The 21117-nt window shown below is 70.4% G+C and carries 15 protein-coding genes; 12 read left to right on the top strand and 3 right to left on the bottom strand.

Translation table 11 applies throughout. The features are described 5' to 3' along the window. The first annotated feature begins 106 nt into the window (after positions 1 to 106). The 3 genes from ACZ6BG_RS36130 (at position 107) to ACZ6BG_RS36120 (ending at position 2280) form a co-directional block, all read left to right on the top strand. Positions 107 to 721, top strand: coding sequence for a TetR/AcrR family transcriptional regulator (locus ACZ6BG_RS36130; protein ID WP_469009758.1), 615 nt, complete (start codon positions 107 to 109; stop codon positions 719 to 721). Positions 722 to 829: 108 nt separating this feature from the next. Continuing rightward, on the top strand, positions 830 to 1531 hold the full coding sequence (locus tag ACZ6BG_RS36125; protein ID WP_469009755.1) for a ribonuclease HII: 702 nt from the start codon (positions 830 to 832) through the stop codon (positions 1529 to 1531). Positions 1532 to 1608: 77 nt separating this feature from the next. Then, positions 1609 to 2280 (top strand): hypothetical protein, encoded by a 672-nt coding sequence (locus ACZ6BG_RS36120; protein ID WP_469009752.1) that lies wholly within the window; start codon positions 1609 to 1611, stop codon positions 2278 to 2280. 349 nt (positions 2281 to 2629) lie between these two features. Here ACZ6BG_RS36120 and ACZ6BG_RS36115 read toward each other — a convergent pair whose 3' ends face one another. Continuing rightward, complete coding sequence (locus ACZ6BG_RS36115; protein WP_469009750.1) at positions 2630 to 3265, bottom strand: hypothetical protein; 636 nt, start codon at positions 3263 to 3265, stop codon at positions 2630 to 2632. 213 nt (positions 3266 to 3478) lie between these two features. Next, complete coding sequence (locus ACZ6BG_RS36110; protein ID WP_469009747.1) at positions 3479 to 5665, bottom strand: RecQ family ATP-dependent DNA helicase; 2187 nt, start codon at positions 5663 to 5665, stop codon at positions 3479 to 3481. A 133-nt stretch (positions 5666 to 5798) separates the two neighbouring features. On the opposite strand from ACZ6BG_RS36110, the gene ACZ6BG_RS36105 reads away from it, so the two are divergent. The 7 genes from ACZ6BG_RS36105 to ACZ6BG_RS36075 all read left to right on the top strand — a co-directional run bounded on the left by ACZ6BG_RS36105 (position 5799) and on the right by ACZ6BG_RS36075 (position 17361). After that, a complete protein-coding gene (locus tag ACZ6BG_RS36105) occupies positions 5799 to 7508 on the top strand; it encodes a DUF4192 domain-containing protein (RefSeq protein ID WP_469009744.1) in 1710 nt (569 codons plus the stop codon). A 216-nt stretch (positions 7509 to 7724) separates the two neighbouring features. Then, positions 7725 to 9830 carry a glycogen debranching N-terminal domain-containing protein gene (locus ACZ6BG_RS36100; protein WP_469009742.1) on the top strand — a complete coding sequence of 702 codons (2106 nt, stop codon included), beginning with the start codon at positions 7725 to 7727 and terminating at the stop codon, positions 9828 to 9830. Positions 9831 to 9961: 131 nt separating this feature from the next. Further along, positions 9962 to 10723 (top strand): NUDIX hydrolase, encoded by a 762-nt coding sequence (locus tag ACZ6BG_RS36095; protein WP_469009738.1) that lies wholly within the window; start codon positions 9962 to 9964, stop codon positions 10721 to 10723. A 216-nt stretch (positions 10724 to 10939) separates the two neighbouring features. Beyond that, the gene (locus ACZ6BG_RS36090) at positions 10940 to 13114 is read left to right on the top strand and encodes an ATP-binding cassette domain-containing protein (protein ID WP_469009733.1); all 2175 of its coding nucleotides are present in this window, start codon (positions 10940 to 10942) and stop codon (positions 13112 to 13114) included. A gap of 162 nt (positions 13115 to 13276) precedes the next feature. After that, positions 13277 to 14167, top strand: a complete 891-nt coding sequence (locus tag ACZ6BG_RS36085; RefSeq protein WP_469009730.1) for a FadR/GntR family transcriptional regulator — start codon at positions 13277 to 13279, stop codon at positions 14165 to 14167. Between the two features lie 675 nt (positions 14168 to 14842). Beyond that, complete coding sequence (locus ACZ6BG_RS36080; RefSeq protein ID WP_468456213.1) at positions 14843 to 16390, top strand: RNA polymerase sigma factor; 1548 nt, start codon at positions 14843 to 14845, stop codon at positions 16388 to 16390. Between the two features lie 140 nt (positions 16391 to 16530). Beyond that, positions 16531 to 17361 carry a S1 family serine peptidase gene (locus ACZ6BG_RS36075; protein ID WP_469009722.1) on the top strand — a complete coding sequence of 277 codons (831 nt, stop codon included), beginning with the start codon at positions 16531 to 16533 and terminating at the stop codon, positions 17359 to 17361. Positions 17362 to 17558: 197 nt separating this feature from the next. On the opposite strand, the gene ACZ6BG_RS36070 is transcribed toward ACZ6BG_RS36075, so the two are convergent. Further along, the gene (locus tag ACZ6BG_RS36070; protein WP_030357361.1) at positions 17559 to 17789 is read right to left on the bottom strand and encodes a DUF7455 domain-containing protein; all 231 of its coding nucleotides are present in this window, start codon (positions 17787 to 17789) and stop codon (positions 17559 to 17561) included. Between the two features lie 431 nt (positions 17790 to 18220). Between ACZ6BG_RS36070 and ACZ6BG_RS36065 the strand changes: the two genes are divergently transcribed. Further along, positions 18221 to 20344 carry a DNA gyrase/topoisomerase IV subunit B gene (locus ACZ6BG_RS36065; protein ID WP_405662059.1) on the top strand — a complete coding sequence of 708 codons (2124 nt, stop codon included), beginning with the start codon at positions 18221 to 18223 and terminating at the stop codon, positions 20342 to 20344. A 243-nt stretch (positions 20345 to 20587) separates the two neighbouring features. Further along, complete coding sequence (locus ACZ6BG_RS36060; RefSeq protein WP_469009713.1) at positions 20588 to 21094, top strand: DUF1453 domain-containing protein; 507 nt, start codon at positions 20588 to 20590, stop codon at positions 21092 to 21094. Positions 21095 to 21117: the final 23 nt, after the last annotated feature.

The following is a 21117-nucleotide window of genomic DNA, read 5'->3' as shown; positions in this document are numbered from 1 at the left end:
GTTAGTGAACGCAGACGTTCACTGCCGCGGCTTACGGTAGTGAAACTCTGACAGTGAACGCAAGCGTTCACTGGAACTTCCTTGATTGCTCAACGGAGATGTGTAGATGGTTACTTCGCGTTGGACGGCTGCCTCCGCGCAGGCGGTCTCCTCGCGCCGCCGAGGCCCCGTGCTGGAGCGCGCGATTCTCGAGTCCGCGCTGGAGCAGCTCAGTACGGTCGGCTGGAGCGGGCTGACGATGGAGGGTGTGGCCGCGGGTGCCCAGACGGGCAAGGCCGCGGTGTACCGGCGCTGGCCGTCCAAAGAGGACCTCGTCGTCGACGCGCTGCAGGCCGGGCTGCCGGACCTTGTGGGCGTCCCGGATCATGGAAGCGTTCGGGAGGACCTGCTGCAACTGTGTCGTCAGATGCGTACGGCCATGACGTCGCGCCCTGGCTATGCCCTCATGGCCGTTCTTCACGAGTGCGACACGGTAACCGCGGAGCGCTTCCATGCCGTGATCCTCGAAGGCGTCATCGAGCCGAGTGTGGAACTCATCAGAGAGGTCATGCGGCGCGGAATGGAGCGCGGAGAGGTGCGTTCCGGAGCGACGGACCCATTCGTCTGCGATGTGATTCCCGCGATGATGATGTATCGCTCCAAAGTGTGCGGGAGCGAATGGACAGACGAGGAATTCATCGGCCTGATCGATCAGGTCATGGTGCCGCTGCTGCGCGTGTAGCGCGGGGGCGGCCGAGGCGCACGCGCGGGGCGTTGGCGTGAAACCGGACAGGGCTTGGCGAACCGGGGTGTCGCGAGTGGTCATCGGCGGCGTACGCTGTCTGGCGCCATGCCGTACGAAGCACCCACCCACACTGTCGAGCGCTCCCTGCGCGCCACCACCGGAGCGAAGGTCGTCGCCGGTGTCGACGAAGTCGGACGCGGGGCGTGGGCGGGACCGGTCACCGTCTGTGCGGCGGTGACGGGACTGCGCAGGCCGCCCGCAGGGCTCACCGACTCCAAGCTGATCAGCCCCAAGCGACGTGCCGAGCTCGCCGACGAGCTGGAGGGCTGGGTCACGGCGCACGCCCTCGGTCACGCCTCGCACGAGGAGATCGACGACCTGGGCATGACGGCCGCGCTGCGGCTGGCCGCGGTCCGGGCCCTGGAGGCCCTGCCGGTCCGTCCGGAGGCGGTCATTCTCGATGGGAAGCACGACTACCTCGGGGCGCCGTGGCGGGTCCGTACGGTCATCAAGGGCGACCAGTCCTGTGTGGCCGTCGCGGCCGCATCGGTGATCGCCAAGGTTCGGCGCGACAAAATGATGGCCGAACTGGGCATCGAACATGCAGACTTCGGTTTTGCGGCCAACGCCGGTTATCCGTCGCCGGTGCACAAGGCCGCGCTGGCGGAACGGGGGCCCACCCCCTACCACCGGCTTACGTGGGCGTATCTTGATGCGCTGCCCCAGTGGCGGCATCTCAAGAAAGCCCGCAGCTGGGCGGAGGGAAACGTTCCGGAAATCGAGGGCCAGCTCGGCTTTGACTTCTGATGTTTTCCGCAGTTCCGGTCGCACTCATGTGCCACCCGCCGACGCGTGTCGCATCGGCGTTTGATAGACAACAACGCATGCCTCTCATTCCCGAGGAGCCTCAGATTCACGAGAGTGCCCAGGGTCCCCGCGCCACGCCGGCCAGCAGCCGTACCGCGCCGACCCCCCGCCCCGTACCCGGCCCGCGTCCCGCGGCGCCGCCGCGGCCCGGACGTCCGGGTCCCGCACGGCCGACGCCGCCCGCGCAGCGCGCGACGCGCGAACCGGCCGCCAAGCCCGGGCCCACCGCCCTGGCCCCCACGCCGGAGCCCACGGCTCCGGCTGCCCCCGAAACTTCCGCCGTCGACACCGCCGCGGCGCTCCCGCAGATCCAGCTGATCCCGGCCTCGGCCGAGGGCGTGCTGGACGCCGCCGAGGAAGCCGTCGACCTGCTGCTCGATTCGGGCCGCGCTCCGGGTGACGTCCTGGTGATCACCACCGGCGAACCGCACCCGTGGGCGACGCACGAGCTGTCCTTCGGCGACGACGCCTACTGGGCCCAGCACGACGCCGGTGACGACGTCTTCTACGCCGACGCTGCCGCTCTGCCCCGTGCCTCGGCTCGTCCCGTGGTCGTCGTGGTCCTGAACGGCGGCAGCGAAGAAGTCGCCGTCGCGGCCCTGCCGACGGCGCTCACCCGGGCCGGAACCCTGCTGGTCGTCTGCGGCGACCCGCAGCGGATCAACGCGATGCTGGGCGCGGGCGTCTGACGCTCCCGCCCAGCGGGCCACGCCGCGGCCTCGCGCCGCGGCGCCACGCGCCATATCGCGCTGAACCGCGACCACCCGCGTGGCTCCACGCCGCACGCGCATGTGAAGCGTGAGGTCGACGCGACGCGTGTGCTGTCGTTGGTGCTTGGTGCTTGGTGCTTGGTGCTTGGTGCTTGGTGCTTGGTGCTTGGTGCTTGGTGCTTGGTGCTTGGTGCTTGGTGCTTGGTGCTTGGTGTCGGCTACGCCTGCGGTGGGTGCATGGGTGGCACGCAGCGGTGGTGCTCGGCACGAGGCGCGTCCGGCAGCACCTGTTCGTCCCACCCTGGGGCGGCCCAGACCCTACGGCATTTCAACGGGCGGCGACGCGACGTAACAACTCCGATGCCGCGCCACCCATGCGCGGCGGAGGCGTCTCGACCTCGGCGAGGTCCTCAGGACGTGAATCGGCGCTCGGCCGACGGCCCGCGCGGCCTTCGCCGAGCACCTGCCAGCCCTCCCGGGTCAGCGTGATGTACGCCCCGCAGCGCAGCCCGTGTAGCGTGCACGCGTCCCGCAGTCCCCACATCCACGCGCCGTCCTCCTGCGTCCACAGCCCATCCCCGTCCCGGCAGTAGAGCAACACTGCCGTACGCACCGGAGTGCGTCGGCGCAGATCGTGCGGGATGACCCGGCGCAACTGCGCGAGCAGGGCGTTGCGGAACACCCAGCCATCGGCCACATTCGACCGCCTCGCGAACGACGCGGACGCCCTGACCCGCTCCTCCTGGTCGAGGACGGCGACGACCGCCGTGGCCGGAGTGGGCCGGTGCCGGGCGTGCAGACCACTGACGACCTCGCGAGGGTTCCGCAGCAGCGGGATCTCGGCGGCCGACCACTCGGCGGGCTCGAGCAGGCGAGTGGGCGACTGAGCGGGATCAGGTATCGCGGCGGCGGCCGATGAATCCGACGTCGATGCCGCTGTGGACGGAGTGAATCCGAAGGTCACGATCCTCCCTTCGGCTACACGCCCCTGCAGAGGGCGGCGTCGGACTGGGGCGCACCGCAGCAGAGCCCTACTGGACCACGGGAGCCGCGCGGGAGCGCTTCCAATTCTTCCCGTCGTACTGGCTTGCGGCAACGAGCAATTGAAGCCGTTGCCCTGTATCCGGTGATACGTCTCGCATATCCCTGCCCAGGGTGTCCCTCACCCAAGCCCGTTTCACCCCTGTACAGCCAGGACCAGCGGCAACACCCCCTTGGCTCCGGCCCGCCGCAGCATGCGCGCCCCCACGGCGAGCGTCCAGCCGGTCTCCGTCGAGTCGTCCACCAGGAGCACGGGCCCGTCCGACTCCTCGAGGGCCGAGGCCAGCGCGGGCGGCACGGTCAGCGTGCCGTCCAGGGCTCGCAGCCGCTGGGCGCTGTTGCTCCTCGGCGCATGCGCGGTCTCCGCCCCGTCGACGTACTCCAGGGAGCCGAGCAGCGGCAGGCGCCCGATCTCCGCGATCCGCGCGCCCAGGGACTGGATCAACTGCGGCTTCGAGCGCGATGCCATGGTCACCACTCCCACCGGACGCGGCCCCGCGTCGGAGCTTCCCGAGGCCCAGCCGCCCGGCCCCTTCGCCCAGTCGGCCAGCACTTCCACGACGGCCTTCGCCACATCGTCCGGAACTGGCCCGTCCGGAGCCTGGGGCGCGAGCATCGGCCGCAGCCGGTTACCCCATCCGATGTCCGAGAGTCGGCCAAGGGCCCGCCCGGAGGCGGCCAGTTCACCGGCCGGAATGCGCCCCTTCAACGCCATCCCCACGGCGGCCAGACCTGTGGGCCACATCTTCCTCGGCTCGACCTCGACACCCGGGCGAGCGAGCTCGCCGCGTGCCGTCTCCAGCGCCGCGGACGACACGTTGTCGCTGAACCTACCGCCCGCGCAGTTGTCGCAGCGCCCGCACGGCGCGGCCCCCTCGTCGTCGAGCTGGCGCCGCAGGAACTCCATGCGGCAGCCGGTCGTCGTCGCGTACTCCCGCATCGCCTGCTGCTCCGCCTGCCGCTGCTTGGCCACCCAGGCGTAGCGCTCGGTGTCGTACGTCCATGGCCTGCCGGTGGAAATCCAGCCTCCCTGGACACGCCGGACCGCGCCGTCGACGTCGAGGACCTTGAGCATCGTCTCAAGGCGTGACCTGCGCAGCTCGACGAGAGGCTCAAGGGCCGGAAGAGACATGGGCCGGTCCGCCTGTGCCAGCACGTCCAGCGTGCGCCGCACCTGCTCCTCCGGCGGGAAGGCGAGCGAGGCGAAGTAGTTCCAGATCGCCGTGTCCTCCTTGCCCGGCAGCAGCAGGACTTCCGCGTGGGCGACGCCGCGGCCCGCTCGGCCCACCTGTTGGTAGTAGGCGATCGGTGAGGACGGCGAGCCGAGGTGGACGACGAAACCGAGGTCCGGCTTGTCGAAGCCCATCCCCAGCGCGGAGGTGGCGACAAGCGCCTTGACCCGGTTGGCGAGCAGATCCTCCTCGGCCTGCTGCCGGTCCGCGTTCTCCGTCTTGCCGGTGTACGAGGTGACGGTGTGCCCGCGATGGCGCAGGTACGCCGTCACTTCCTCGGCCGCGGCCACCGTGAGGGTGTAGATGATCCCGGAGCCCGGCAGCTCGTCGAGGTGGTCGGCCAGCCACGCCAGCCGGTGCGCCGCGTTGGGCAGTTGGAGCACGGCGAGGCTCAGGCTCTCCCGGTCGAGCGCGCCGCGCAGGACGAGGGCGTCCGACCCGCCGCCGGTGCCGAGCTGGTCGGCGACATCGGCCGTCACACGGGCATTGGCCGTCGCCGTCGTGGCCAGGACCGGGACACCGGGTGGAAGGTCGGCCAGCATGGTGCGCAGCCTGCGGTAGTCGGGCCGGAAGTCGTGTCCCCAGTCAGAGATGCAGTGGGCCTCGTCGACCACGAGCAGGCCCGTCGCGGCGGCCAGCTTCGGCAGTACCTGATCGCGGAAGTCCGGGTTGTTGAGCCGCTCCGGGCTCACCAGCAGGACGTCCACCTCACCCGCCGCCACCTCGTCCTGGATGGTGTCCCACTCCTCCGTGTTGGACGAGTTGATCGTGCGGGCGCGGATGCCGGCGCGCTCGGCCGACTCCACCTGATTCCGCATGAGCGCGAGCAGCGGAGAGACGATCACGGTGGGACCGCTGCCCCGCTCCCGCAGCAGCGCCGTCGCGACGAAGTACACGGCGGACTTGCCCCAGCCCGTCCGCTGCACGACGAGCGCTCGGCGCTTCTCGGCGACCAGCGCCTCGATCGCGCGCCACTGGTCCTCGCGCAGCCTGGGGCTGTCCGGCGGCGCCCCGCCGGAATCGGGAGAGGGGCCGCCGACAAGGCGGGCGAGGACGGCGTCGGCCGCCGCGCGCAGGTCTTCGTTACTCATGGCTCCATGCAACCTGATGGGTACGACATCGGGCGAACGAGTCCGTCAGTCTGTGGATAACTCTTGAAGTGCCCCTGATCATGGTTATCCACAGGGTCAACCGGAATGACAGGATCCGGTGCAGAGTCGGCGCATGACGAATCACAGCGAATCAGTCGGCCCGATTGAAGACCCGATCGAAGGCCCCATCGAAGATCCAGGCACGGACCCCGTCGCCGAGTGCGTGGTCACCTTGCGCACTCCCGCCGAACTGGCCGACGCCTTGCCGTACTTGCTCGGTTTCAAGCCTGAGAACAGCGTCGTCCTCATCGCGCTGCACGGCCGCAGCGGACGGTTCGGCGGACGAGCGCGCCTCGGTATTCCGACGCATGCGGAGGACTGGCCGACGGTCGCGGAGCAACTCGCGCAGTGTCTCGTGAGCGGCTGCGAACGGCGCGAGGCCCGACCGGACGGCGTCGTCGCCTTCCTCTGCCAGGAGCCGGGAGGGTCCGCGGGGGACACCTCCGGGCAGTCCGGGCAAGGAGAGGCCGGGGGAGCCACGGGGAATTCCGGGCGAGGGGAGGCGGGGGAAGCCTCCGCGAATTCCGGAGGGCAGGTCGTGGAGCGCCTCCGGCCGCTGGCCCAGGCGCTGCGTACCGCCTGCGGAAGCCTCGACGTCCCGGTCCTGGAGGTCGTCTGTATCTCGGACGGACGCTTCTGGACGTACTGCTGCCCTGACCAGCGGTGCTGCCCGGCGGAGGGCACGCGGCTGCTTCCCGCGGGCACGTCGGTCCTCGCTGCGGCCACCGCGTACTCGGGACGCCTGGTGGGTCTCGACCAGGGCAAACTGCGGGCGCGACTCACGCCGTGGCGGACCGACGCGGCGGCCGCTCAGGAGAGCGCACTGCACGGGGCGGCCATCGCGCTCGTGCCCAGGATTCTGGACGAGGGCGGCCACGATGACGTCTCCGACGAGACGATCGACCTCGCCCTCCGCGTGATGGCTCGTCTCGCTGAGGCGCCCCCGAAAGGCGACCCGCTGGCCGCGGACCTCCAGGACGACGAGTTGTTGGCCCATGACGAGGCCGCTGCTCTGATCCTCGGCATCCAGGACCGCACGACCCGGGACCGGGCGGCGGAGTGGATGGAGGGTGCGGAAGCGAAGCCCGCCCTCAGGCTCTGGCGGGCGCTCGCACGCCGCTGCGTCGGCCCCTTCCACGAGCACGCGGCGGCGCCGTTGGCCTTGGCCGGTTGGGTCGCCTGGTCCCTGGGCGACCTCATCGAGGGCCAGGAGGCGTTGACCATGGCCCTGAAGGCCGACCCTCACTACACCTTCGCCCTGCTGCTCTACCCCGCCTGCGGTGCGGACGAAGACCCGGAGCCGATTCGTCGCATCCTGCGCGGCGAGCGGGCCGAGCGCGAGTCGGACGACCCGGAGATCCCGATCGGCCCGGAGGGACTCATCGACCTGGAGGCCCCGATCGACTCGGTGGAAGGGGTTGTGGACGGCGCCGACCCCCTCGCCGGACCCGGTGCCGATCGTGCCGCTGCCCTTGAGGACATTCCCGAACCTCCAGGGGGTGCGGATCGGTTGAGCGCGTCTGTTCCGGCCCCCGCCGGTGCTTCCCTCTCGACGCCTGTCGCCGCGGCTTCCGCCGCGGGGTCGGGCGCCGGTGCCGACGCGGGTTCCGACGCCGCGGCGGGAGCCGAACCCAGGGCCGACACAGGCGTCGGCCCCACGTCCCCTGCCCATCGCCGTGCTGCCCGCTCCGCCACCCGTGGGACACGCCCAGGCGGTGGCGCGGGGACGGGGCCGCGGCACCGGCGACCCTCGGTCCGGCGTGACACGAGGAACGGCAGGTGAACACGGGAGAGGGGCGCCGCGGGCGGCGACCTGTACGGGGGCGAGCCACGGCGGTCGTCGCAGCGGTGCGCCGCCGTATGGGCGGCTTCCTGAGGCGCGTGCGTGACTTGGGGCGGCCCAGGCCCGTTCACCTGAGTGGCGGTACCCACGTCCGGGTCGCGCCGCTGCACCGCGACCGAGTCTCCGCAGCGCAGACAACGCAGAAGAGGCCGCCCCATGCATGTTCCCGCCCCGTCTCCTGCCTCCGGCCTGTCCGGTTTCTCCGGCAGGCCCAAGAGACCCGACGGCGGGCAGGACAACAGCATCCACCTGCCCGCCCCGGCTGCCCGGCGCCCACCCGTCGGACAGACCCCCGCTCCCGTTTCTCGTCGCCCCGGCGCGCTGCCGCCCGTGCATGCCTCGCTGGTCTGTGTCGCGCTGCCCGCGCTGGCCGTCTCCACGGACCAGGGGCAACTGAACGGACGTGGGCTCGAAGGGTTCTACCGCTCGGGTCGGCGCATGCTGTCACGCTGTCAGGTGCGGGTGGCCGGACGGGAACCGGTCGCCGTGCAGGCACGGATGCTCTCGGCCGACAGTGCCCGCTTCGTGGCCACCGTCCTGCCGTCCACCGAAGGCGGGCCGGACCCGGACGTCGTCGTAGAGCGGACCCGGCACGCCGACGGCACGGAGCGGATCACGCTGCACAGCGCGGCCAGCCGCCCTCTCAGGCTGCCCGTCGAGGTGTCGCTCGGCACGGACCTCGCGGAACTGGGCGCGGTCGCCTCGGGCAGAGCCGGTCCGGAACTGCCGGCCAGCGTGCACGACTCCGGTATGCGCTGGTCCTCGGGGAAGGGCCACTGCGTGGTCACCGCCGTCCCGGCACCCAAGGACGCGCTGGCCTCCGCCGGGCTGCTCCGCTGGGAAGTGCAGCTGCCGCCGGGAGGCAGCCAGAGCGTGGAGCTGCGGGTCCGCCCGGACGGCGGTGGGCCGGTGCGGCCGGTGGGGCACGGTGCGAGCAGCCCGCTGTCCCCGGCCCGGGCGGTCGGCGACGAGCCGACGGTGGGGCGGCTCCTGGAGACCTCCACGGCGGACCTGAGGGCGCTGCTGCTGCGGGATCCCGCGCATCCAACGGACGTGTACGTGGCAGCCGGGGCGCCCTGGCGCTGCGGCCTCGCACCCGCCGAAGCGCTCATGGCGGCCCGGATGGCTCTGCCGCTCGGCACCAGGCTCGCCGTCGGTACTCTGCGCACCCTCGCCCGCAGCCAGATCGGCACACCGGGCATGCGGGCAGGCATGATCCCGGGGCCGATGCGCAACGCGGGACCGTTGCTGCCTCCCGGCTGCACGGGCATCGAAGCCACGCTCCTGTTCCCCGTGGTCCTGGCCGAGGCCTGGCGCTGGGGCACACCGGAGGCGGACGTGGAGGAGCTGCTGCCGCCCGCCGAGAGGTGCCTGCGGTGGCTCCTCAGTGCCGTGGGCGACACCGATTTCCTCCAGGACCCCCACCCCGGCGGCCCTGCCCGCTGCGAGACGCAGGCCCACGCCCACCGCGCGGCGCTGCTCGGCGCCGACCTGCTCGACGCCCATGGACGCACGGGCGGTGGCGAGCTGCGGGAGTGGGCAGGGCGGCTGCGTGCCCGGTTCCGGAAGGAGTTCTGGGCGGCGGACCGGGCGGGCGGCAGGCCTGCGGCGGCGCGGTTGTCGGACGGCCGACTGGTTGCGTACCTCACCGGGAGCGCTGCCCACCTTCTGGACACAGGACTGCTCGGGTCCGGGACGCTCGCGCCCGGCCTGCTCGACAAGGTGCAGACGGAACAGGTCGCCAGGCTGTTCGGCGGCCCGGCCATGGACTCGGGCTGGGGACTGCGGAGCATGGGCGTGAAGGAGGCCGCGTACAACCCGTTCGGGCACCGGAGCGGGGCGGTGCGCGTGCACGAGACGGCCGTCGCGGTCGCGGGACTGGCCGCTGCGGGCTACGAGAAGGAAGCGGGGTCGCTGCTGCGCGGAGTGCTCGCCGCGGCCGAGGCCTTCGGCCACCGACTCCCCGAGATGTACGCGAGCGAGCAACGCGCGGAGGGCGGGGCGCCGCTGCCACACCCGGCGGCGTGTCGCCCGGCAGCCATGACCGCGGCGGCCGGGGTGCAGCTCCTGACCGTGCTCGCCGGTATTCGCCCGGACGCCCCGGCGGGCACGGTGACGCTGAACCCCGTCCGCAGCGCCCCGCTGGGTGAGCTCGGGCTGACGGCGCTGCGAGTCGCGGGAGCCCCGTTCTCGGTGCGGGTGAGCAGGCTCGGGCTCGCCATGGTCGAGGAAGCGGCCGACCGGCTGCAGTTGGGGGTGTGAGAGCGCTGGGTGGCGGTGCGGAGGGTGCGACGGGCCGCGGTCGCGGACTCCAGGAATCGGGGCCGGAAGTAGATGTTGCGGGAGATGACGTAGGAGGTGTTTATCGTCAGGCAGACGACTATGATCGCGGCATGTCGCCCTACGACCCGTCGGCCTTCCCGCCCTTTGCTGTCACCGTCGACCTGGTCGTGCTGACCGTGCGTCGCCACGCGCTGTGCGCGCTGGCCGTACGTCGAGGTGAGTCACCGTTCCAGGGGCGTTGGGCGCTGCCCGGCGGGTTCGTGCGGCCCGATGAGGACCTGTCGTCCGCGGCGGCGCGGGAGCTGATCGAGGAGACGGGGCTGTGCGCCCATGATCCGGACAGCCCGGTTCAAGCCAATGGGGCGCACTTGGAGCAGCTGGCGACCTACGGCGACCCGAAGCGTGATCCGCGCATGCGGGTGGTCAGCGTCGCGCACCTCGCGCTCGCACCCGATCTGCCCGCGCCCAGGGCGGGCGGTGACGCGCACAGCGCGCGCTGGGCACCGGTCGACGCCCTGCTCGCCCAGGGCGGCTACGGCCGCGAGGGCGAACAGGCGACGCCCCTAGCGTTCGATCATGCGCAGATCCTCTCCGACGGAGTGGAGCGCGCCCGTTCGAAGATCGAATACTCTTCCCTGGCCACGGCTTTCTGCCCGCCCGAATTCACGGTCGGTGAACTGCGCCGGGTCTACGAAGCCGTGTGGGGTGTGGCGCTCGACCCACGCAATTTCCACCGCAAGGTGACGGGCACGCCGGGCTTTCTCGTCCCCACCGGCGGTACGACGACGCGACAGGGCGGCCGGCCGGCTCAGCTGTTCCGGGCGGGCGGCGCCACACTCCTCAACCCGCCGATGCTGCGACCGGACGTCTGAGGACACCCCTCGATCACGTACGCCCGCTCCTGGCTGCGCGTTCGGGGTGCACCACTCGGCGCCTCAGGCACCGCGGTTGACACCCGCGACCCATCACCTGAGCGAAAAGCCGGAAATGTCGCGTTATCTTGCTGCGGTACCCACGGGGTTCGTCCGTCCCCGATTCGGCGGACTCGCCCCGGCCGCCGAGCGGTCGCACATCCCGCGAGAGAAGCGATGATCCAGGCCATCGGACTGACCAGCAAGAGCCGCAAAGAGCTCCCGCCCGCTGTCGACGACGTGTCCTTCGAGGCACGCGCGGGCCGTGTCACCGCGCTGCTCGGCGCCCCTGACGCGGGCAAGACGACGGTGCTCAGGTTGATGCTCGAACTCCAACAGGGCCGCGGGGTCACCTACTTCAGAGGTCGTCCCCTGCACTGCATCGCCCATCCCTCCCGGGAGGTCGGTGTGCTGCTCGGTGAAGTCCCCGGCCATCCGGCCCGCTCCGTGCGAGGCCATCTGCGGATGCTCTGCGCCGCCGTCGGCGTGCCCGCGCTACGTGCTGACGACGTGCTGGAGGCCGTCGGGCTCGTCAGTCTTCGCGAGCAGCCACTCGGCACCCTCTCACGCGGCATGGACCGCAGGCTCGCGCTGGCCTGCGCCTTGCTCGCCGACCCGCACACGCTCGTCCTGGACGGTCCCGCCGAGGGGCTTTCGGCCCGGGAGAGTGCCTGGTTGCACGGCTTCCTGCGGGCGCACGCGGCAAGAGGCGGCACTGTCCTGTATGCCACCAGCGACTCCAAGGAGGCCGCGCGAACCGCTGACCGAGTCATCACGCTCGAAGCCGGACGCATCGTCGCCGACCAGGAGGCAAGGGAGTTCGCTCGCACCCGGCTGCGCCCCCGCGTGGCCGTCCGCACGCCGCACGCCGCGCGCCTGGCTGTCCTCCTGGCCAAGGAGGCACGCGCACGCCGCAGGCCCGTGGGGGTGGTGGAGGAGGGCGGCAACAGGCTTTCGGTGTACGGCAGCACGTGCGCGGATGTGGGCGAGACCGCGTTCCGGCACGGCATTCTCGTTCATCACCTCGCGGACGAGATCGGGGACGCGGGGGCGTCGGCGGGCCTTGGGCGGGCCCCGGAGGCGACAGCGCCGGAGCGCGCGCCCGGCGTATCCACCGGGAGCCCCCCGCATGGCCCGCGCGATGGTGGCACCGCGCCGCCAGACGTCACCCACGCGTCGGGCGACACCCTTCCGTCCCCGACCTCGCCGGATCCAGCGCTGATGGCTCAACTCCCGCCTGGGAAAAGGAAGTACATCAGCCCTGGCCGGTCAGAGGCGGAGCCTGAGCATGAGCCTCCGACGGAGCCGGACGTAGAAGCGGAGCCCACCCTGCGAGCAGGGTCGCCCGTCGCCGAGCCCCTGGACGAGCCCAGGAGAGAGCCCCGGGACGAGCCCGAACGTCCCGCCGAGCCCTCACCCCGACTCATTCCGCTCCGCTCGCTGGACGGCGGCGAGCCGCCCACCTCCGTGACCGGTCCACCGGCACCCACGGAGCCCCGGCCCCAGGCTCCGCACCCATCCCCGTCCCAACCCTCGCAGCCCCCCGCATCGCCCCTGCCGCCCCCTATCGCCGCCCGCGCGGTTCGCGGGCCCCTGCGCCCTCTGCGCTACGAACTGTGCCGTGCCACCGGAATCGGCACCGGATACTTCTTGGTGGCCGCTGTTCTCGTCGTATCCGCACTGCTGTGCGTCTTCCTCGGCCGCACCGGCCATACGCCGCAGCCCCGGCTGCTCGCGGCCTGGCCCACCGAACTTCCGTTGCCGCCCGCAGCCCTTGGCGCCGGGCTTCTGGGTGCACTCGCCTTCGGTGAAGAGTTCCGTCACCCCGCGCTCGCCACGGACCGAGGCACCGTCCCGCGCCGCCTCGGTCTCCTTGCTGCGAAACTCGTGGTCGCCGCGGCCACCGCCCTGCTCCTGGCCGCGCTCACCGTGGGCTGCGACGCCGCTGTGCTCCATCTCGTATACGGACCGGAGCTCACCGAAGTTCCCGCTGACTGGCTTTCCTTGAGTACGAGTTGGATCACTTTCATGATCGGCTGTGCTTGGGCGGGGGTGCTGGCCGCCGGAGTGTTCCGGTCCACCACCGCCGGGCTCGCTGCTGTCGTCGCCGTTCCGATTGTCGTCGTACCCCTCGTACAAAAGGGGCTGACGGGTCCGTCTGTGCGATCGGCGGTCGGTCTGCCAGGGAGGTTGCGGCAGCTCACACTCGTGGAATGGCCCTTCGGGGTCGAGCGGTATCTGGCCGGGGGATTCCGGATGGTGGCCCAACCCGTCGGCGGCGCACTGACGTTGTCGGTCACCGCGCTGCTCTGCGCTTATCTGCTCACCGCGACGCGAAACAGGGCTGGCTGACCGCAATCTGCTGCCTTTCGTTCCCGCATTGCGCGCAACTCTCCGGGAGGCAGCCACTTCTTTCCGATAACGCGTCAATTGGAGCGAGGTAAGCGATCACCCTTTCGTGTGCTTTTCACCAAAGACCTCAAGGGACTTGAGGGCCAAGCCGACAACTCATCCGTGAGTACCCTTGCGCACACCATGATGACCACCGCCCGCTCCGCAGACGCCGGCCTCGCCGGCCCGGCGGGCGAACTCGACCGCTACCCCTACGCGGAGGCTCCCGGCGCCGACCGCGTGGTCGCCCCCGTGTGGGACGGCGCGGACCAGGACCTGGGCCGCGTGGGCCGACGGGCCGCAGGCAACCGCGGCCGCGGACTGCATGGCCAACTGGTCCAGCAGCTGGGCCAGATGATCGTCTCCGGTGACCTCGGAGCCGACCGGCCCCTGGTCCCGGAGGAGATCGGCCAGCGGTTCGAGGTCTCCCGCACCGTCGTCCGCGAATCACTGCGCGTACTGGAGGCCAAAGGCCTCGTCAGCGCCCGCCCGAACGTCGGCACGCGCGTCCGCCCGGTCAGCGACTGGAACCTGCTCGACCCGGACATCATCGAATGGCGGGCTTTCGGCCCGCAGCGTGACGACCAGCGGCGCGAACTCAGCGAGCTGCGCTGGACGATCGAGCCCCTGGCCGCCCGCCTCGCCGCCGGGCACGGCCGCGAGGAGGTGCAGCAGCGGCTCGCCGACATGGTGGAGATCATGGGCCACGCGCTGGCCCAGGGTGACGCGATCACCTTCTCCCGCGCGGACGCCGAGTTCCACTCGCTGCTCATCCAGGTCGCGGGCAACCGCATGCTGGAGCACCTCTCCGGCATCGTCTCCGCCGCACTCCACGTGTCCGGAGGGCCCGTCACCGGCTGTGACCGTCCGACCGAGGCTTCCCTGGTGCACCACTCGCGGATCGTCGACGCCCTTGCCGCGGGTGACGGAGCCGCCGCCGAGGCCGCCATGCGGCAGCTGCTCACCGTCCACCCGGAAGTGGAGCGCGTGGTGCCCGCTCCCCGCGAGCACTGAACCCTCCCGCGTCAGCACGGCAACCCGTGCCCCGCCCCCGCAGCATCGTTTCGCTGCCCCGACACCGCCGTCTGTGTCGCCGGACTCCCGCGCTCCGTCAGGGGCAGGGTGGGTCCGGCGGCAGCGGCGGGGAATGACATGGGGGATCGCGGGGAAGTCGATGGCTTCGCGGGCGGACGGCGCCGACTTCGTGGGCAGGCGGCGGCCGCGAGCCCCGGCGCCCGGGTGGCGTCATGGCCTGGGGCGAAGGACGCTGACGTACACAGAAAGATCCTGACGTACACCCCAAGGACGCCGACGTACATCGAAGGATGTTGATGCATGTCGCGGAATGTTGATGCGGCCGTGAGTGTGCCGACGTAGGTGCAGCCACGAGGACCCCGACGTACGCATCCGACTGGAGGATGACGGAACTCGCGTCGCTTCTGACCGCATCTAGCTGCTTTTGAGCGCTTACGGGGTGTGACTCGGGCCACGTAGATTGGGCGTAACGCTCCTACGAACAGCGCGATGACCTAAGAGGTGATAGCCGAGGAGGGAATACAGCCGTCGTTCACGGCGCTGTCCGAGCTCCACGGTCCCGCCCGCGCCGTCGGCCCAAATCCCCAGCCGTCGGTCGTCGGCTCCGGTCCACAGTGGACGGGGCCGGAAGCCGTTTTCCAACGTTCCGAGAGGTTGTTCGTGTCGGCCAGCACATCCCGTACGCTCCCGCCGGAGATCGCCGAATCCGTCTCTGTCATGGCGCTCATCGAGCGGGGAAAGGCTGATGGGCAGATCGCCGGCGACGACGTTCGTCGTGCCTTCGAAGCTGACCAGATCCCGGCCACTCAGTGGAAGAACGTTCTGCGCAGCCTCAACCAGATCCTCGAGGAAGAGGGTGTGACGCTGATGGTCAGTGCCGCGGAGCCGAAGCGCCCCCGCAAGAGCGTCGCAGCGAAGAGCCCGGCCAAGCGCACCGCGACCAAGACGGTCGCGGCCAAGACCGCCACGGCGAAGCCGGCCACCTCCGCGGCCGCGCCCGAGAGGCCGGTCACCGCCGAAGCCGCCGAGGACGGTACGGCCAAGAAGGCCGCTGCCAAGAAGACGACCGCCAAGAAGGCCGTCGCGAAGAAGACGACCGCCAAGAAGACGGCGGCCAAGAAGACCACCTCCAAGAAGGAAGCCGGTGAGCTTCTGGACGAGGAGGCCACCGAGGAGACGCCCGCCGCCGGCAAGCCGGGCGAGGGCGAGCCCGCGGAGGAGGGCGCGCAGGGCTTCGTGCTCTCCGACGAGGACGAGGACGACGCGCCCGCACAGCAGGTCGCCGCCGCGGGCGCCACCGCCGACCCGGTCAAGGACTACCTGAAGCAGATCGGCAAGGTCCCCCTGCTCAACGCCGAGCAGGAGGTCGAACTCGCCAAGCGCATCGAGGCCGGTCTGTTCGCCGAGGACAAGCTGGCCAACGCCGACAAGCTCGCGCCGAAGCTCAAGCGCGAGCTGGAGATCATCGCCGAGGACGGCCGCCGCGCCAAGAACCACCTCCTGGAGGCCAACCTCCGCCTCGTGGTCTCCCTGGCCAAGCGCTACACCGGCCGCGGCATGCTCTTCCTGGACCTCATCCAGGAGGGCAACCTCGGTCTGATCCGCGCGGTCGAGAAGTTCGACTACACCAAGGGCTACAAGTTCTCCACGTACGCCACCTGGTGGATCCGTCAGGCCATCACCCGCGCCATGGCCGACCAGGCCCGCACCATCCGTATCCCGGTGCACATGGTCGAGGTCATCAACAAGCTCGCGCGCGTGCAGCGCCAGATGCTCCAGGACCTGGGCCGCGAGCCCACCCCGGAGGAGCTGGCCAAGGAACTCGACATGACCCCGGAGAAGGTCATCGAGGTCCAGAAGTACGGCCGGGAGCCCATCTCCCTGCACACGCCGCTGGGCGAGGACGGCGACAGCGAGTTCGGTGACCTCATCGAGGACTCCGAAGCCGTCGTCCCGGCCGACGCGGTCAGCTTCACGCTCCTCCAGGAGCAGCTCCACTCCGTGCTCGACACTCTGTCCGAGCGCGAGGCAGGTGTCGTCTCCATGCGGTTCGGTCTCACCGACGGTCAGCCGAAGACCCTCGACGAGATCGGCAAGGTATACGGAGTGACGCGCGAGCGCATCCGCCAGATCGAATCGAAGACGATGTCGAAGCTGCGCCACCCGTCGCGCTCGCAGGTCCTGCGCGACTACCTGGACTGAGTCACGGCACAGTGCCACAGAAAGGCCCGGAGTCCCACAGGGGACTCCGGGCCTTTCGCCTGCCCGCGTGGCGCACGTGCGGGGCATGGGACAGTAGCTGACTCTGGGTGTGCGATTGCAACCCGGAGTGAGGAGATCGCATGCGTCGTCCCATCGCCCGATCGCTGGCGTCAACGTTGGTTCTGGGGGCCGCGGCAGCCGCGCTGCCCCTGGCCGCCACGGCCCCCGCGGCGGCCGACACCGTCATCATCGGAGGCCAGCCGGTGCGGGTGGCCGACAGCCCCTGGACGGTGGCCCTCGCGAGCCGTGACCGGTTCGGGGGTACGCGGTCGGGCCAGTTCTGCGGCGGTGTCGTGATCGCGCGCTCGACAGTCCTCACCGCGGCGCACTGCATGCGTGAGGAAGTCCTCGGTGTGCCCGTCGGCGAGGTAGCGGACCTGAAGGTCATCGCCGACCGTGAGGACCTGGCCACGAATGTGGGAAGGGAGATCTCCGTAAGCCGCGTGCGGATCAACCGGGGCTACGACAGCTACACCAACGCCGGTGACTTCGCGGTGCTGACCCTGTCGCAGCCGCTGCCGCAGAGCCACGTGATCGCGAAGGCGGGCGCCGGAGACACCGCCTACGACCCCGGCACGAGTGCCAAGGTGTACGGCTGGGGTGACACCACGGGGCGAGGCGACTACGCCCGGTCGCTGCGTGCCGCCGATGTGACGGTCCTCGCGGACAAGGTGTGCGAGGAGGCGTACCCCGGCAGTGCTGACGGCACGTACACACCCGCGTCCATGCTGTGTGCGGGCGAACCGCAGGGCGGCCGGGACGCCTGCCAGGGCGACAGCGGTGGGCCGCTGGTCGCGCGTGGGCGGCTCATCGGGCTGGTGTCGTGGGGGGACGGCTGCGGCCGCGCGGGCAGTCCGGGGGTATACACGCGGATCTCGGACGTCGTGCGGGTGATGAACCAGGGTCGGTGAGCTAACGGGCCGTGCGGGGCGCTGGGCGGCCCGCACGGGCTCGTTGGGCGCCGGTGCGGCCAGGACCTCGGTCGGCCCGGAATCGCGGGCTGTGGGGCGCCCTGAGGACGTGAGCGGGCGGCTGCTCCTGGGTCACAGGGGCAGCCGCCCGGTCGCCGGTCTGCTGGTCCGGCGCTCGCTCGTCGTCGTGTGAGGCTTCAGCGTTCCTCTTCGGATGAGCTGGCCGGCACAGCGGTCAGGCGCTCCGTCTCATCCTGTATCTCGGCGGCGATCTTCTTGAGTTCCGGCTCGAACTTGCGACCGTGGTGGGCGCAGAAGAGCAGTTCACCGCCGCTCAACAGGACGACGCGCAGGTACGCCTGGGCGCCGCAGCGGTCGCAGCGGTCAGCGGCCGTCAGGGGGCTCGCGGGGGTCAGAACAGTAGTCACGTCGCCTCTTCTCTAGCTCGACGAGCTGTCGTACCAGGGTCAACATCCAACCAGGCCGAAAACGTTCCCGCTCGTGGCTTTTCCTCGAATTTTTCATTCGGGGTGGCTGTCTGCTGCCGGTTGGCGGCGAATGTGCCGTATTGCTGTCGTACGGTTTCGCGCTGTCTGTCAGGTCAGATCCTCGCCGGCTGGCTTGCCGGTTGTTCATGAGGACGTGCCCGGAGCCTAAATGGTTCATGCCTGGAAGGGAACGTGATGTGTGCTTCACTCCATCGGGCTATCGAACATGCGTACGCTTCTGGACTAGTCTGGGCCGAGTCGAGGGTGGCGTGACAACGGCTCTACCAGGCCTCGGTACCCTCTGACGGGCAGTAGAAGCCGGGCCCTTACCCCAAAGGGCCTCCCTTGAAATTCAGCGAGGAGCGAACCGCGTGACCGCCGAGACGTCCGTGCCGTCCACAGCGTTGCTGACCGGAGCAGACCGGGACGGTTCCAACTACACCGCGCGGCACCTTCTCGTCCTGGAGGGGCTCGAAGCCGTCCGCAAGCGCCCGGGCATGTACATCGGGTCGACGGACAGCCGCGGTCTGATGCACTGCCTCTGGGAGATCATCGACAACTCCGTCGACGAGGCCCTGGGTGGGTACTGCGACCACATCGAGGTCATCCTCCACGACGACGCCTCCGTAGAGGTCCGGGACAACGGCCGAGGCATCCCGGTCGACGTCGAGCCCAAGACCGGGCTCTCCGGGGTCGAGGTCGTCATGACCAAGCTGCACGCGGGCGGCAAGTTCGGCGGCGGTTCGTACGCGGCTTCCGGCGGTCTGCACGGCGTGGGCGCCTCCGTGGTGAACGCCCTGTCGGCACGTCTCGACGTCGAGGTGGACCGCGCCGGGCACACGCACGCCATCAGCTTCCGGCGCGGTGTCCCCGGAGCCTTCGCCAAGCCCGGCGCGGACGCGGCGTTCGACCCGGCGGCACGGCTGAGCAAGGTCAAGAAGATCCCCAAGACCCGCACCGGCACGCGCGTGCGCTACTGGGCCGACCGCCAGATCTTCCTCAAGGACGCCAGGCTCAGCCTGGAGAACCTGCACCAGCGCGCCCGCCAGACGGCCTTCCTGGTGCCCGGACTGACCATCGTCGTGCGGGACGAGTTCGGCCTCGGTGAGGGTGGCACGAAGGGCGAGGAATCCTTCCGCTTCGACGGCGGAATCAGCGAGTTCTGCGAATACCTGGCGCAGGACAAGGCCGTCTGCGACGTCCTGCGCTTCTCCGGCCAGGGAACCTTCAAGGAGACCGTGCCCGTCCTCGACGACCACGGCCAGATGACGCCGACCGAGGTCACGCGGGAGCTCGGCGTGGACGTCGCGCTGCGCTGGGGCACCGGGTACGACACGACGGTCAGGTCCTTCGTCAACATCATCGCCACCCCCAAGGGCGGCACGCACGTGACCGGCTTCGAGCGGTCGCTCACGAAGACGATGAACGAGGCACTGCGCGCGCAGAAGCTGCTGCGCGTCGCCGAGGACGACATCGTCAAGGACGACGCTCTGGAAGGCCTCACCGCCGTCGTCACCGTGCGCCTCGCGGAGCCCCAGTTCGAGGGTCAGACGAAGGAAGTCCTTGGCACGTCGGCGGCCAACCGCATCGTCGCCAACGTCATCGCCAAGGAGCTCAAGGCGTTCCTGACGTCCACCAAGCGTGACGCCAAGGCGCAGGCGCGCTCCGTCATGGAGAAGGCCGTCGCCGCTGCCCGCACGCGCATCGCGGCCCGCCAGCACAAGGACGCCCAGCGCCGGAAGACCGCCCTGGAGTCCTCCTCGCTGCCCGCGAAGCTCGCCGACTGCCGCAGCGACGACGTCGACCGCAGCGAGCTGTTCATCGTCGAGGGAGACTCCGCCCTCGGCACCGCCAAGCTCGCTCGCAACTCTGAGTTCCAGGCCCTGCTGCCCATCCGCGGCAAGATCCTCAACGTCCAGAAGGCCTCGGTCTCGGACATGCTCAAGAACGCCGAGTGCGGCGCGATCATCCAGGTCATAGGAGCCGGGTCCGGCCGGACCTTCGACATCGACGCGGCGCGCTACGGCAAGATCATCCTGCTGGTCGACGCCGATGTCGACGGCGCGCACATCCGCATCCTGCTGCTGACCTTGTTCCAGCGGTACATGCGGCCCATGGTCGAGGCGGGCCGTGTGTTCGCCGCCGTGCCGCCCCTGCACCGGATCGAGCTGATCCAGCCCAAGAAGGGCCAGGACAAGTACGTCTACACGTACTCGGACCGTGAGCTGCGCGACACCCTGCTCGAGTTCGAGCGCAAGGGCGTGCGGTACAAGGACTCCATCCAGCGCTACAAGGGCCTGGGCGAGATGGACGCCGACCAGCTGGCCGAGACGACGATGGACCCGCGCTATCGCACCCTGCGCCGGATCAACATCTCCGATCTCGAGTCGGCGGAGCAGGTCTTCGACCTGCTCATGGGCAATGAGGTCGCGCCGCGCAAGGAGTTCATCACGAGCTCGGCGGCGACGCTGGACCGGTCGCGCATCGACGCGTGAGATCCGTGCGGGCGCGTACTTGAACGTGTGAGTGCCCCGTGTGTGCCGGATGTGTCCTCGCAGGGGCTTCCGGAGCTCGCGGGGCGCTCGCGTCCGCGCGACCGGAGGGCTTCGTGACGGGCCTCTCCACCCACGGGTGGAGTTGCCGGATCCACCCATGATCCACCCTCGCTCCGATCCTCTGACCAGGCTGATTCCGTAGCGTCGAAGGCGTACTTCTTCCTCCGTCTTCTTCGTCCGCGCATGCCATCGGAGGCCGTGATGCCCGGGTTCGCCAACGCGCTGCTGATCCTTGCCGCAGTCGCTCTCGTCGTCATACGCCAGACGCAGCCGCAGCGCATGACCGGCTCCAAGCGCTGGTGGCTGCTGCCCGTGGTGCTCGGCTACATCGGCCTCAAGGGCTCCGATGTCGTCGACCCCCAGCATGAGACGGCCTCCCTCGTGCTGCTCGGCGGCGAGATCGTCGTGGGGCTGCTGATGGGCGCCGCCTGGGCCTGGACCAGCCGCGTCTGGACCGAGCAGGACGGATCCGTGTGGAACCGTGGCACCAAGTCCACAGCGGTCGTCTGGGTCGCCGGCATAGCCGCCCGGCTCGGGCTCATGGGGGCAGGCCTCCTCATCGGTATCCACCAGGGCTCCGGCGCGCTCCTGGTCGGCCTGGCCGCGTCGCTGCTGGTGCGCGCGGGCATCCTGGAACTGCGGGCCCAGGTCCTGCGCCCGGCGCGGGCCCTGGCCGGCGGCGTACGGTGACAAAATGCCCACACTGATGGGGA

It is taken from the genome of Streptomyces sp. NPDC041205 (genome assembly GCF_055591765.1).
The sequence above is the reverse complement of the archived record's forward strand: the minus strand, read 5'-3'. Positions and strand labels throughout refer to the sequence as shown.